The organism is Aquibium sp. ELW1220 (genome assembly GCF_030398385.1).
GTDB lineage: Bacteria > Pseudomonadota > Alphaproteobacteria > Rhizobiales > Rhizobiaceae > Aquibium.
The window spans coordinates 15,240-26,945 of the sequence record NZ_JAOAOQ010000060.1; the positions used below are offsets into that span (position 1 = coordinate 15,240).

The window sequence follows — 11,706 nt, forward strand, 5'->3', positions numbered from 1 at the left end:
CCTGTCGCCATCGACACGCTGCAAATCACTCTTGGGAGCCATACCAATGCCCGCGAGACTGAGCCACGAGAACGCCCCCCGCGACGCGCTGATCCTCACGATCGCCGAGCGCCACCTCTTCCTCGACACGCTCGAGACCCGGAATTCCGACAGCCTCGATTTCCACGAGCACGCGGTCTGGGCGATCCGCTCTGCCCTGGAGGCGGCCTTCGAGGCAGGCCGCCGGGCCGAGGCGGAAACACCCACCACCCAACCCTGAAAGGATCACACCATGGCGATTGCCATCCCCTCCGACGCGACCCGCATCTTCATCGACCGCCCGCGCTTCGTTCAGGCCATGACCGTGGCCACGCTGCAGGCCCACCTCAATGACCGAAGCTTGAACGCCGAGGTCTTCGAGATGGCAGGCCGGATCGGCATCGACTGCCTGACCATTGAGCTGGCCGATGTCGTGCCGGTCCTGCAGCAGCATGGGCTCATCTGAGCCGCTCTCGACAAGGAAACGCAGATGAGCACACGCGCACAGATCGCCAACCAGATCGGGCCCAGCGAATGGGCACAGGTCTATTGCCATTATGACGGATACCCTTCGCACATGCTGCCTGCGCTGGCCTCATGGACGCCCGAGGACATCCTTGCAGCAAAGGAAATCCGGCAGGTCCGCGCCGACGGGATCGAGGCGTTCGAACGGTCCCGCGACCCTGTGATCCTGCCGCACCCGACATGCCAGTTCTGCCACCTCTATGTCTGGCAGGACGGCGCATGGATCGAACTCGACCCCGAAACCCACGCCCCAGAAGGAGCAGCGCAATGACAATGCCTTCCCTGAACTGCCTCTCCGAGGGTGAAACCCTCGACAAGCTTGCCCGCCGCGAATGCGCCATCGGCTTCGATCTGCGCTTCTGCCGCAGCGTGGCGATCAGCCCCGACGACCGCGCCACGGAAACCTGCGACCCGACCGAGGCTGAGTTCGCCACACTCTACGCGCTCACCGATCTGGGCGAGGCGATTGCCATCCATGACGTGAACCTGAGCAGCGCCGGGGCCGACGAGGTCGCGGCGGTCGCCCGCGCGCTGTTCGTGGCCATCGTCAACGCCCGCCGTGACCCACCGGACGCGGCGCAGCGCCATGAGGCGCAACAGGTGGCGCTCACCAGTGCAGACCGGATCGTCTAAACCGAAGCTGCTTGATCATAAAGTCATGAAATTGCTCAGATTTGCCTACGACAATCCGCGCGGTGGAGCGAATGTCATCGCACGGAAACGATGCAACTCACCCCACGGAGCCACCACCATGACCAACCCCGCCGCCACCCTGATCGCCGACTTCCGCGCCGCCGCGGACGAGATCGACGCCCGCCTCGCGCCAAGCGCATGCGCCACGATCGCGTCGCACAACTGGATCATCATCGACGACTTCGGACCCATGGCCTTCACGCTGACGCCCGAGGGTGGCAAGAATCGCGCCACCTGCACCGGACATGGCCGCGCGCACAAGGTCAACCGCTTCACCAAGACAGACGCCGAACGTCTGGCCCGCGCCTGCAACGCCCGCGCCGCCTTCTGGACTGACGCCGCGCGCGAGGAAGCTGCCACGCTCCGCCACCACATCGCTACGCTGGAAGCCACCAGCGCCACCTGAGCCCTAAACGGCGGGGCCAAGTGCCCCGCCTGCCAACCCGACAAGGATCATGTCATGACCAAGCGCCGCGCGATCGACACTTCCGCAGCCCTCGATGCCTTCATCGCCGCCAAGACCGAAATCGACGCGACGCTGCAACGCATCACGGCCCTCAGCGCCGACCATTTCAACGCTCATCCCGACGAGGTGAACTGGGGCCATGTAGGCACCCTGAACCATTACCGCGCCAAGCTGCGCGAGATCACCGACATGGCCTTCAGGGAAGGCGAACACGCTGAGTGACGCCGCGCACACTGGGTCCCGCCCGCCGACTGGCGGGCTTGGCCTCGTAGAAGGGCCGCATTCCGCATGCCCCGAATACTGGAGACGATGATGACCCAGCTTTCCGACACACAAGCTCTGATCCTGAGCGCCGCCGCCCAGCGGCCCGAGCACATCGCCCTGCCGCTGCCCGAGAGCCTGCGGGGTGGCGCCGCCGCCAAGGTAGTCGGTGCGATGATCGCCAAGGGCCTGCTACAGGAAGTCGATGCCGACATCCGGAAGGGCGAGCCCCTCTGGCGCGAATCTGGCGACGGCCACGGCGTCACGCTGATTGCCACCGACGCAGGGCTTGCCGCCATCGGCATCGAGTCCGACGACACGCACAGCGTGCAGACGGGCGCCGACAAGGCGCCGAGGGAGGCGCCCCCGACTGATGCCCCCACTGCGCCCGAAGCCACGACCAAGGCGCGCACGCCGCGCGAAGGGACCAAGCAGGCCAGACTGATCGACATGCTCCGCGCGCCGGATGGCGCGACCGTCCAGGAAATCGCCAGCGCCCTCGAATGGAGATCCCACACCGTCCGTGGGGCCCTCGCGGGCGCGCTCAAGAAAAAACTCGGGCTCGAGCTGATTTCCGAGAAGGTTGAAAACCGGGGGCGGGTGTACAAAATCCCGGCTGCCTGACCCAGCAGAACCCCGACAAAACGATGACCGCCGTTCCGATCGGGCGGCGGTTGCTCATTTGGTGCCCCGTATCCGGATCGCCTCGAACATCCGCCGCAGAAGGTATCCGCGCGCCAGCGAGACGCCGACGAAGGCGAGGCCAATGGCCAGATGCTCCGCAAGCCCCGTCTCGATCCCGAACCATGGAAACACAACAAACTGCGTGGCGATGGCCAGAACATAGCCGACGACGACGTTTGTCGCTGCCTCGACAAGCGACATGGCCCTGCTTTGGGTCATGCAGCCGACTCCACCGCTTCAGCGGTCTCGCCGAGCCGTTCAGTTTTCACCTGCGCGAAGGTCCGGCCGTCACCGTCGAGGATCGCATCTTTGCCGGTCTCGGCCTGCCAGCGCTCGACGGCGACATCGACGTAGGCTGGGCTGATTTCCATCGCATAAACACGTCGACCATTGGCCTCGCCCGCCATGATCTGCGACCCCGAGCCGGAGAACGGCTCGTAGCAGAGCCCGCCGCGCGCCACATGCTGGCGCATCGGGATCCCGAAGGCGTCGAGCGGTTTCGGCGTCGGATGGTCAGGCCGGTCGTCTTTCGCGAAGCTGGGCAGCGCCCATGTCGATGGCAGCGTTTCCTCCGCCACCTTGGGCGGACGGTTCGGGCGGCGCCAGCCCATGAAGCAGGGCTCGTGTTTCCAGAGATATTGCGAGCGGGTCAGAACCCCGCGATCCTTTACCCAGATGATCTGCTGATGGACAAAGGCGCCGGCTTTTTCCCAGCAGGCTTCCAGCATCGCCTGGCGGCGTGAGGCATGCCAGCAGTACCAGGCGGCATCCTCGGTGATCGCCTCGGCCACAGCTGCCGCGATGAAGCCATCGTAGAGTTCGGCGCCCTGGCTGCTGTCGTCCCACGTCACGCCATAGGACTGGCTCCAATCCTTGTTACGGGTCGGGTGGTTTGAGCCGTCGTAATCGACAAGATACGGAGGGTCGGTTGCGAACAGGATCGCCCGCTCGCCGTTCATCAGCCGGCGGACATCGTCATGGCTGGTGCTGTCGCCGCAAAGCAGGCGGTGGTCGCCGAGGATCCACAGATCGCCCGTCTGCGAGGCCGGATTGCGGGGTGGTTCGGGGATGGTCACCGGCGGCACGGAGCCTCCAGTGTCGCCTTCTTCTCCGCCCCCCTCCGGCGCGAAGGCCAGTAGCTTGTCCAACTCGCCGTCGGAGAAGCCGACCAACGACAGGTCGAAATCCTCGGCCAAGAGATCGTTCAGTTCTGCCGACAGCAGCGCCTCGTCCCAGGTCCCAAGTTCTGTCAGTCGGTTATCTGCGATGCGATAGGCCCGGCGCTGCGCCTCGGTCAGATGCCCGAGTACAATCACCGGCGCCTCAAGCAGCCCCAGTTGCGTGGCTGCCAGAACGCGCCCGTGGCCTGCGATCAGCTCTCCGTCTTCGCCGACGAGGCACGGCACGGTCCAGCCGAACTCGGCCATGCTGGCAGCGATCTTCGCCACCTGATCCGCGCCATGCATCTTCGCGTTCTTCGCGTAGGGCTGGAGGCGCGCAAGCGGCCATTGCTCGATCCGCTCGGGGGCGAAGGCGAGGGTCATGAGGGTGATCCTGTTCGATAGATTGCTGTCGGTCGCGGTGGATCCCAAGGCGCGGAATCCAGCGGCTTCCGAACTGGACTCCGGGGTCCAGCAGGTATCCACCCACAGGGTCCGGCTATGCATTTGATTTTACGAAGTTTTCCGGCGGTCCGGGGTGGACTCCGACCGGGGGTGGCCTCCCAAAAAATCAGCCCTGACGCTAGCGATATGCCGCGCTTCGCCCGCCAGCATACGAAGTGCACAGGAAGGAACCATGAAATCAATGGCTTAGCGGGACGCAGAGAGAGTTTTTATGGTCAACCGGTCACCGCTTGCCCGAAAAAACCGTCTCTCGCATCTGTTCGGAGAACGCTTGCGGAAGGCCAAGCGGTGGGCAATTGCCCCTCGCGCAACCCCGCTACCATCCCATTTCCAATCACCGTTGGACCCTGGCCGGACTCCCGGCTGGATCCTGGAAGCCAGTGCGGCATCCACCAAAGCGAAAGGGGAGAGCAAGCCCTTCGGCGCACTCTCCCCATCATGATGTTTTCATAGCACGGATCTGTTGCAGATGTCGAAAACAAAAGTGTTGCAACACTTTATGCAGCCGCAGCATTGAGCCGCGTCGCGATCTTGGTGAGCGCGAGCTGCCAGCGCCGCCAGGCCGTCGTGCGGTCGCAGGCATGCTCGGCGCTAATCTGCTTCCAAGGCCTGCGGGCAGCACGGGCCCAGACCAGCTTACGCTCATCCTCCTCGATCCAGAGCACCCAGTCGAAGGTCTGCTCGAGCCGTGTGATCGCTGCGGCCGATGGCCAGACCCGCATCGGCTGGGGCTCCATGGCTGCGATCTCGCGGCTGGTGCGCACGATCGCAGGCCATGTGGTGAAATAGCCCTGCACCGTCACGGGCGGCAGCTTTCGCAACGTGCGGAATGCTTCCTCGAAATGATCTGCCACGTCATCGGCGGTCCAGAAGCGGTCAGCCATTACGCGCCTCCTTGGTCGAGGCCCGCTTGCCGTAGAGCTTGGTGCCCAGCTGCTCGACCAGTTCACGCTCGGGCCAGGTCAGACGATTGTCGTCAACGCTGACCGCGAGCATGCCCTGTTCGTGCCAGCCGTCGCGTTTGACCTTTTCGGTATCACGGCGCTCGCCGCCATAGCCCGGGGGATGCCAGCGCATCGTCTTCATCGCTGCACCTCAGTCATCAGGGCGGCATAGCCGATGACATCGACCAGGCTGTCCCGGTGGCTCGGGTCATGCGCCAGACGGACCATTTTCAGGTCGATCATGCAAAGCGCGACCTGTGCCGGGGTGACCGGCTGGCCAAGGGTTAGCGACCAGCGGGCAGCGATCGCCCGAAGTGCGACGCTGGCCGGGCCATAGGTCTCTGCCCGGCTTTCAAGAACCGCAGCAGCCTGCGCGAGGATGGCGGGCTCGCTCATGCCAGGCCTCCCTGCGTCTCGATCGCCCAGAACAGGATGGCGATGGCGTCGGCCTCGTTGTCGTCAGCGGGGCTGAAGCCGCGGGCGCGGGCAGCGGCCACCATGGCGGCCTTGTCAGCGTTGCCCTTGCCCGCCGCGTGCTGCTTGATGGTGCCCACTGGCACGCCCGCGTAGGGCACGCCGCGCAGCTCGGCCCAAGCGGTCAGCGTGGCCATGAGACCCCCATAAACGTGGGCCGCGTCTGTGCCTGCGTGGCGGCGGACTTCCTCGAACCAGATAGCCTCGATCGGACCGGACAGCCGGTCGATTTCGGTCAGCCAGTTGGTGAAGCGGAGATACCGCATGCCGCCACCATCGAAACGGCCGGGCTTGAAGCTGGTGGTGCCACTGGTGAACAGACCGTCATGGCCGCGCAGCGCCCAACCGGTGGTAGTGCCGAGGTCGAGGGCGAGGATGGTCGTTGCTTTGCAGTTTGGCAGGTCTGCATCAGTTGGCAGCGACGACACTTCTGGCTCCACCGGAACCGTGTGCTTCAGAGCGATTCCGCCATAGCCGCGCCAATTGCGCGTCTGGACTTGCTCGAAGCCTTTGGCGCCCACAGCCAGAGAGAACCGCTTCACGGAGCCAACGCGCGTCTGCCGTTGTTGAGCCCATTCCTCCCAATCTGCGAAGAGCGCCATCGTCGGGGTCACTGTATCGAATGCGACCACGCAGCGCTCAGCCAGCCAGCGGTCGAAAGCGACCGAGAAATCGCCCATGGCGGATATGGCAGCAGAAACCGATAACGGCGTACACTCGCGCGTGTGTGCGCGCGTAACGGGTATATACTGAGGTTCTGCCATATCCGCCATGGCCCTTGTTTTATTGGTCATTATAGTCTCCCTCGAATAGGTCAGCCTTGTTGTCGCGAAGCCCGATGCCGCGGAACCCGCGGGTGGTGGTGGTCTTGAATTTCTCGAAGCCGCGCGTGGTCAGTGTTTCGGAGAAGCGCTTCATCGAGCCGGCGTATTCGCCATTGGCTTCGGCCCAGGACTTCCAGCTGTTGAAGAGCTCGGTGGAGCCCGCCTGAAAGGTCTTGTTGCCGGTCTGGCAGCGTTCCTCGATCCAGCGACCGAGTGCGTCCTCGGCCTCGAAGTAATCGTCAGTGGCGGCCATAACCGCAGGCGGTGGGCGCAGGCCGGTCTTCTGCCATTCGAGGCAGCCCTGCAGCGCCCAGGCGAGGATGCCGTCCCGTTCGGCCAGGAGCCTGTCCGGCAGGCGCTTGTCGCGCTTGGCGGCGGGGATGGTCACGGTGAAGGGCACCATGTGCAGGCGCCGCTTCATTGCCTCGTCGACATTGCGGATCGAGGGCTTGTGGTTCCCGACCACCAGCAGCTTGAACTGCGGCATGAACTCGAAGAAGTCCTGGCGCATGAAGCGGGCGGTGATCTTGTCGCCGCCGGTCAGCGCCTTGAGTTTGCTTTCGGCCCAACGGCTGCCTTGCTCGGTCTCGATCGAGGTGACGATCCTTGCACCGCGCAAGCCCGCCATGTCGGTCGGGTGGCGATCGCCGGTGGTGGCCATGAACATGTCCATGGGCGCCACGGTGGCGTAATCGCCCATGATCGCCGTCAGCGTGTTGGCGAAGACGGATTTGCCATTGGCCCCGGTGCCATAGAGGAAGAACAGGGCATGTTCAGTCGTGACACCGGTCAGGCAGTAGCCCGCCATGCGCTGGAGATAAGCCTGCAACTCGGCATCCCCGCCTGTGACGGTGTCGAGGAATTGCAGCCAGACCGGGCAGTCGCCCGCCACTGACGCGCCCGCGATCTTCGTCATGTAGCGCAGCGGGTCATGGGCTGAGCCCACGCCACTGCGCAGATCGACGATCCCGTTCTGGGTGTTCAAGAGCCAGGGGTCACGGTCCCAGATCTCCGTCGTGGTGGCATGGCGACGGTCTGAGCGTGCCAGACGCTCGACTGCGGACACCGTGGCTGCACTGGAGAGCTTGGTGCGGATTTTGGCCGAGGCGGAACGACGTGCTGCCTCGCGGCAGATGCGCCGTGCAAGATCGAAGGCTTGAAGCGTATCCTCGCGTCGCCAGAGGGCGCCCGTCCAGGTCAGCCACTGGCCCCAGGGCGCGACGTAGCGCCAGAGATCGGCATGCCGCGTCGCGAAATTGTCAGCCAGCGCGTCTTCGGTGAACTGGACCGGGATCGGCCCATCGCCTGCATCACCGCCCCCGGCGCTGCCACCGCCGCCATCATCACCATCGCCCATGTCGCCCGCGACATCGCCGTAGCGTTCGGCATCGCGCTTCCAGAGCCGCTCAGCCTCCTGACGGAGCCGGTCTTCCGGCCAGGGCGGGTCGATGCGGGCCGCATTATAGGCGACCATTTCCTCCCAGGCCTGAACCGGGGTGACATGCCCCTCGCGGCAACGGCGGATCCAGTACCCGATGACGCGGGAGAGCGCGTCGAAACGCGTCTCGCCATCAACGCCGCCTTCGCGGATCTTGCGGGCGAAGAGTTCGGTGACCGCGCCCCGCGTCTCGGTCGCGCCGTTGAAATCCAGTTCATCAACCGCTGCACCTTCCAGCGGCGGCATGGCCACGATGGCCTCGATCAGCTCGCCAAGGTCGTAATCCCGATCGTTGCCAGCGACGATCTCGACCAGCCGCTGCACGCCATTCTTTGCATGGACCGAGCCAGCCACACGGATCGGCTGGTGGGCGGATCGGAAGGAGGGATCCCCGCCGACCTTTGAGGCGATCATGTACCGTGCGCGACAGACACGGGCGATGTCTTCGCCTTCGGCGGGCTCGCTCAGGCGCCAGTACATGTGTCGCTTGGGCTGGCCGTCCTCGGTGATGCCACCCGAGGCAACCTCCAGCGTGGGGGGGCCAAGGTGCTGGATCAGATGATCCCGCTTTGCGCCAATATCGCCATTGTCGAGATCGACCAGGACGACCTGCGTTTGCACCACGCTGTCAGCCCGGGCATCGGCTGCTGACAGCACGGTGCCGGGCACCACGAAGAGCGCCATGCCTGCGCTTGCTGCCCAATCGGCTTGCAGAGCGAGCTTGGCTGCCAACTCGCCATCCGCTGCGAGGAAAGGCGTGTGCGAGGGCGCATCAGGGGCGCCTTTTTCTGGCAGCGCCCGAACCGGGGCAAGGCCATCGCAATAGCCGAACAGCACATCGGCAAAGCGTGCGACCATGGCATGGTCGGGCAGAATGCGGTTAGGTTGGGGCATGTCAGAGCTTGTCGTCATGACCAGCACCGCGCCTTCCACGCGCAAAAGCGGCATTCGAAATGTTCGGGGTCAGAGGTGTGACGCGGCAGCAGCTCTCCCGCGTCACAGGCGCGGAGGATGGTCACCGCCTTGTCGCTGGAGGACTGGGCGAGCGCTGCATCAAAGGGCACAAGCTCGTGCCAGATTTCGCAGGTGTCCTTGTTGATGGCGGTGAAGAGCGCGGGCGTCTCGGTCAGACCGAGATAGGCCTGGTAGAGCGCGATTTGTGCGGCGTAGACGGGCTTGGTTTTGGCCACGCCATGCTTGGCGATCTCGCGCCAGTTCTTCGCATTGGCGGATTTGCATTCCCAGAGCGCCGGAGCGGCGAAGCCGTCGGGTCCGGCGACGATCACGCCATCGGCATGCCCCTGGACACGGCCACCGGCCGCGGTGAAGCCGAACTGCTCGCCATGGCGATTGCGCGTGCGCAGATCGAACCCGGCCTTGCGCAGCCACTCGATCGCCAGATCTTCGAGAACATGGCCGAGGGCGAAGATGCGCAGCGATTTTCCGGAGAAGCCGCCATCAGGATCGCGCGGGGCTTTCAGGTATTCGTATTGCAGCCGGCGCGAACAGATGTCGCCAAGACGGCTGCCCCCCAGATAGTCGCGTTGTGGCCGTGTGGCATTCTCGGCGACCAGCGCCGCATCGATGCGCGTATTCACACCGTCGCAGAAGCTGGGCGGTTTTTCGCGGTGATTGAAGTCGAGGACCTCGGTCATCAGAACGGCACCTCCATATCGCTGGGCACCGGTGCGCTGGCGCGCATCGCCTCCTGAAAGCCGTCGACAGCCGCTGTGGCGAGCGCGAGGGCCTGCTGCTCGCTCAGGTCCTGAAACCGGGTTGTCCACCCGATCTCGGCCATCAACTCGGCCATGTTCTTGAGAGCAGCGCGCAGCGCCGCTTGTTCGCGGGGGTCCGGATCGATCATTGCGCCTCCCCGGTCTGGAGAGCGGCCATCGCGGGACGCAAGCGTGGATGGGTCGTTCTGTCGGTCATGGGAAAGCTCCAGTGCTTTCCTCACCTACCGGCGCGGTCTCCGATCTGTCGGATCACCGCGGCAACATTCCTGATGCAGCTGGTCAGGCAGCTCTACGGCTGCGTCGCGGCCTCTTGTGCCGCGCACCGAGCGGCTTGCTGGAAGGATCTTCCACATAAGAACTTATAGGGAACATTTTCTTGCGCAGCGGTCAGGCCAACCCTAGCCTTTACTGGTCCCCCAAGAGAAAGGAGCCGATTCGCCCATGGCCTCGTTCGATCCAAAAGTGTTCACCCGTCCTGACGGCCTGAAGCGAATTACCAACGATCATCTGCTGGCGTTTCTCGCTCCGTATCAAAGCTATCTGGCGGGACGGGGATTCACGCTGCCTGCAAATCCAGCGCTGGATTTTCCACACGAGGATCTGGCGAAGCTTCTGATGCAATATGACGCCAATATCCCGCCCGATCTGGTCAATGGGCTCTATTACATCGACGAGGTCGCCTCGAACGAAACGCTCGAGGACATGATGGATCGGGCGAATGACGCCGGGATCACGCTTACCGTCAATGGCCAGTCGACGCCGGCCGACGTCGCGACACAGATCTGGAACGCGAAACCCGATCTCCTGATTGAGCGCGCAGTCCGCAGCCTCGCGTTCCAGAAATCGAGCTTCATGTATTTCGTGGGCAAGGTGGGCAAGAAGCGCAAATTGCCGGTGACACCTGACCCTCAGCTGAAGCAACTCGAAACGCTGATGGACCCGTGGTTCGAGAGCAAGCAGCGCGGGAAAGGCGCGCGGGTCTTTGCCTTTCCCCGCAACGACAAGGTCTGGCTGCTGATCCGGCACGGCATGCCGATGATCCGCGAGGGCAAGCATGAGGATGACGGGTCCTCTGGCGTGGCGTTCTATCGTCCCCAGAAACACGACGTGGTGATCTACGACGCCGACCAGGACGTGCTGGCCGTCAATGCCGACACCAAGGGCGCGCGCACGCTCTATCGCGAGACGATCGGCCTCGTCCTGTTTGGTGACAAGAACTACTTCGGCGAGGGCGAGATCTTCACGCTGGCGCCGATCCGTGATGATGGCGCGGACTGCCTTGTGTCAGGCGACATAGACGGAATCGACCGCGTGCGTCTGCGCGAAGTGGTGCGCGTTCTGCCGGGTCGGATTCCGATCACCGAAATCACGCGTGCCAGCGATCTCTTTGCCGCCCTGGAGGACCATGCAGACGCCAAGTTCAAATATGGCAACATCATCGCTGCCAAGTTTGGCGTCTTGTTCCGCGGCGCGCGTCAGGAACGTGTCGTCAGCGTGAGCAAGGGCTCGGCCCGCTATGATCGCGACACCGATGCGCCTGCGGTCGAAGCCTGGCTCGACGCCCGGGGCTTCTATGCCTCTGAGAACAAGGATGATCGCGGCGATGCGGATGACGACGTTCTGGAACGCGATTGAAGACCTGATCGGCGCGGCGACAAGCCAGCGCGAATGGGCCGAAATGCTGGGCGCCGAATGGGGCCCCGCAGCGACCTTGCTGCGGCCGACAGACAAGAGAGCTGAGGAGCTCGTGTGCCGAAAGGGATGCGTGGACGGCTGCATGCGCCGTGTTGTGTCGCTGATTGACGGTCGCCTGCGCGCCGAGTGCGGAAACCCATCCCCGATCTGCGACAGCGTTATCCTTGATGAGGCTGAAGTCAACATTCTGGCGCTGGATCCGCAGGGCAATCGGGTGAATGCGAGCGTGACAAAGCTTTGAAGTGCTGAATCTGTCGGTGTCCTCTGATTCGGTTGCGGAGGACGGCGATGGAAGATGGCGTGCAAGATGGTGGCGCATTCGA

At 64.0% G+C, this 11,706-nt stretch carries 18 protein-coding genes; 9 read left to right on the forward strand and 9 right to left on the reverse strand.

Annotated elements, in window-relative coordinates; all coding sequences use genetic code 11:
- Positions 1–46: 46 nt before the first annotated feature.
- The 7 genes from N1F91_RS28765 (at position 47) to N1F91_RS28795 (ending at position 2,587) form a co-directional block, all read left to right on the forward strand.
- Positions 47–259 (forward strand): hypothetical protein, encoded by a 213-nt coding sequence (locus N1F91_RS28765; RefSeq protein ID WP_289997231.1) that lies wholly within the window; start codon positions 47–49, stop codon positions 257–259.
- A 12-nt stretch (positions 260–271) separates the two neighbouring features.
- The gene (locus N1F91_RS28770) at positions 272–484 is read left to right on the forward strand and encodes a hypothetical protein (RefSeq protein ID WP_289997232.1); all 213 of its coding nucleotides are present in this window, start codon (positions 272–274) and stop codon (positions 482–484) included.
- 24 nt (positions 485–508) lie between these two features.
- The gene (locus N1F91_RS28775; RefSeq protein ID WP_289997233.1) at positions 509–814 is read left to right on the forward strand and encodes a hypothetical protein; all 306 of its coding nucleotides are present in this window, start codon (positions 509–511) and stop codon (positions 812–814) included.
- A 2-nt stretch (positions 815–816) separates the two neighbouring features.
- Entirely contained in the window at positions 817–1,176 is a 360-nt protein-coding gene (locus N1F91_RS28780; RefSeq protein WP_289997234.1) for a hypothetical protein, read from the forward strand.
- Positions 1,177–1,294: 118 nt separating this feature from the next.
- Entirely contained in the window at positions 1,295–1,642 is a 348-nt protein-coding gene (locus N1F91_RS28785) for a hypothetical protein (protein ID WP_289997235.1), read from the forward strand.
- A 54-nt stretch (positions 1,643–1,696) separates the two neighbouring features.
- Positions 1,697–1,924 carry a hypothetical protein gene (locus N1F91_RS28790; RefSeq protein WP_289997236.1) on the forward strand — a complete coding sequence of 76 codons (228 nt, stop codon included), beginning with the start codon at positions 1,697–1,699 and terminating at the stop codon, positions 1,922–1,924.
- 87 nt (positions 1,925–2,011) lie between these two features.
- The gene (locus N1F91_RS28795) at positions 2,012–2,587 is read left to right on the forward strand and encodes a DUF3489 domain-containing protein (protein WP_289997237.1); all 576 of its coding nucleotides are present in this window, start codon (positions 2,012–2,014) and stop codon (positions 2,585–2,587) included.
- A gap of 54 nt (positions 2,588–2,641) precedes the next feature.
- On the opposite strand, the gene N1F91_RS28800 is transcribed toward N1F91_RS28795, so the two are convergent.
- The 9 genes from N1F91_RS28800 to N1F91_RS28840 form a co-directional block, all read right to left on the reverse strand.
- Positions 2,642–2,866: a hypothetical protein gene (locus tag N1F91_RS28800; protein WP_289997238.1), complete on the reverse strand. Its 225-nt coding sequence runs from the start codon at positions 2,864–2,866 to the stop codon at positions 2,642–2,644.
- On the reverse strand, positions 2,863–4,191 hold the full coding sequence (locus N1F91_RS28805) for a DNA methyltransferase (protein ID WP_289997239.1): 1,329 nt from the start codon (positions 4,189–4,191) through the stop codon (positions 2,863–2,865). Before N1F91_RS28805 ends, N1F91_RS28800 begins: the two co-directional genes overlap by 4 nt.
- 578 nt (positions 4,192–4,769) lie before the next feature.
- Complete coding sequence (locus N1F91_RS28810; protein ID WP_289997240.1) at positions 4,770–5,156, reverse strand: DUF6362 family protein; 387 nt, start codon at positions 5,154–5,156, stop codon at positions 4,770–4,772.
- A complete protein-coding gene (locus N1F91_RS28815; RefSeq protein ID WP_289997242.1) occupies positions 5,149–5,358 on the reverse strand; it encodes a hypothetical protein in 210 nt (69 codons plus the stop codon). Before N1F91_RS28815 ends, N1F91_RS28810 begins: the two co-directional genes overlap by 8 nt.
- Positions 5,355–5,612: a DUF6378 domain-containing protein gene (locus N1F91_RS28820; RefSeq protein WP_289997243.1), complete on the reverse strand. Its 258-nt coding sequence runs from the start codon at positions 5,610–5,612 to the stop codon at positions 5,355–5,357. Before N1F91_RS28820 ends, N1F91_RS28815 begins: the two co-directional genes overlap by 4 nt.
- Positions 5,609–6,091 (reverse strand): hypothetical protein, encoded by a 483-nt coding sequence (locus tag N1F91_RS28825; RefSeq protein WP_289997249.1) that lies wholly within the window; start codon positions 6,089–6,091, stop codon positions 5,609–5,611. Before N1F91_RS28825 ends, N1F91_RS28820 begins: the two co-directional genes overlap by 4 nt.
- 382 nt (positions 6,092–6,473) lie before the next feature.
- Positions 6,474–8,900, reverse strand: coding sequence for a phage/plasmid primase, P4 family (locus N1F91_RS28830; protein ID WP_289997244.1), 2,427 nt, complete (start codon positions 8,898–8,900; stop codon positions 6,474–6,476).
- Positions 8,861–9,607, reverse strand: a complete 747-nt coding sequence (locus N1F91_RS28835; RefSeq protein WP_289997245.1) for a hypothetical protein — start codon at positions 9,605–9,607, stop codon at positions 8,861–8,863. Before N1F91_RS28835 ends, N1F91_RS28830 begins: the two co-directional genes overlap by 40 nt.
- Positions 9,607–9,816 (reverse strand): DUF6511 domain-containing protein, encoded by a 210-nt coding sequence (locus N1F91_RS28840; RefSeq protein ID WP_289997246.1) that lies wholly within the window; start codon positions 9,814–9,816, stop codon positions 9,607–9,609. The genes N1F91_RS28835 and N1F91_RS28840 overlap by 1 nt, the downstream gene beginning before the upstream one ends.
- Positions 9,817–10,129: 313 nt before the next feature.
- Here N1F91_RS28840 and N1F91_RS28845 point away from each other — a divergent pair, with 313 nt between their 5' ends.
- Entirely contained in the window at positions 10,130–11,323 is a 1,194-nt protein-coding gene (locus N1F91_RS28845) for a hypothetical protein (protein WP_289997247.1), read from the forward strand.
- On the forward strand, positions 11,280–11,624 hold the full coding sequence (locus N1F91_RS28850; RefSeq protein ID WP_289997248.1) for a hypothetical protein: 345 nt from the start codon (positions 11,280–11,282) through the stop codon (positions 11,622–11,624). Before N1F91_RS28845 ends, N1F91_RS28850 begins: the two co-directional genes overlap by 44 nt.
- Positions 11,625–11,706: the final 82 nt, after the last annotated feature.

Coding starts and splice junctions, on each gene's coding strand:
- N1F91_RS28765 (WP_289997231.1), top strand. CDS start 47: ATGCCCGCGAGACTGAGCCACGAGAACGCCCCCCGCGACGCGCTGATC.
- N1F91_RS28770 (WP_289997232.1), top strand. CDS start 272: ATGGCGATTGCCATCCCCTCCGACGCGACCCGCATCTTCATCGACCGC.
- N1F91_RS28775 (WP_289997233.1), top strand. CDS start 509: ATGAGCACACGCGCACAGATCGCCAACCAGATCGGGCCCAGCGAATGG.
- N1F91_RS28780 (WP_289997234.1), top strand. CDS start 817: ATGCCTTCCCTGAACTGCCTCTCCGAGGGTGAAACCCTCGACAAGCTT.
- N1F91_RS28785 (WP_289997235.1), top strand. CDS start 1,295: ATGACCAACCCCGCCGCCACCCTGATCGCCGACTTCCGCGCCGCCGCG.
- N1F91_RS28790 (WP_289997236.1), top strand. CDS start 1,697: ATGACCAAGCGCCGCGCGATCGACACTTCCGCAGCCCTCGATGCCTTC.
- N1F91_RS28795 (WP_289997237.1), top strand. CDS start 2,012: ATGATGACCCAGCTTTCCGACACACAAGCTCTGATCCTGAGCGCCGCC.
- N1F91_RS28800 (WP_289997238.1), bottom strand. CDS start 2,866: ATGACCCAAAGCAGGGCCATGTCGCTTGTCGAGGCAGCGACAAACGTC.
- N1F91_RS28805 (WP_289997239.1), bottom strand. CDS start 4,191: ATGACCCTCGCCTTCGCCCCCGAGCGGATCGAGCAATGGCCGCTTGCG.
- N1F91_RS28810 (WP_289997240.1), bottom strand. CDS start 5,156: ATGGCTGACCGCTTCTGGACCGCCGATGACGTGGCAGATCATTTCGAG.
- N1F91_RS28815 (WP_289997242.1), bottom strand. CDS start 5,358: ATGAAGACGATGCGCTGGCATCCCCCGGGCTATGGCGGCGAGCGCCGT.
- N1F91_RS28820 (WP_289997243.1), bottom strand. CDS start 5,612: ATGAGCGAGCCCGCCATCCTCGCGCAGGCTGCTGCGGTTCTTGAAAGC.
- N1F91_RS28830 (WP_289997244.1), bottom strand. CDS start 8,900: ATGCCGCTTTTGCGCGTGGAAGGCGCGGTGCTGGTCATGACGACAAGC.
- N1F91_RS28835 (WP_289997245.1), bottom strand. CDS start 9,607: ATGACCGAGGTCCTCGACTTCAATCACCGCGAAAAACCGCCCAGCTTC.
- N1F91_RS28840 (WP_289997246.1), bottom strand. CDS start 9,816: ATGATCGATCCGGACCCCCGCGAACAAGCGGCGCTGCGCGCTGCTCTC.
- N1F91_RS28845 (WP_289997247.1), top strand. CDS start 10,130: ATGGCCTCGTTCGATCCAAAAGTGTTCACCCGTCCTGACGGCCTGAAG.
- N1F91_RS28850 (WP_289997248.1), top strand. CDS start 11,280: ATGATCGCGGCGATGCGGATGACGACGTTCTGGAACGCGATTGAAGAC.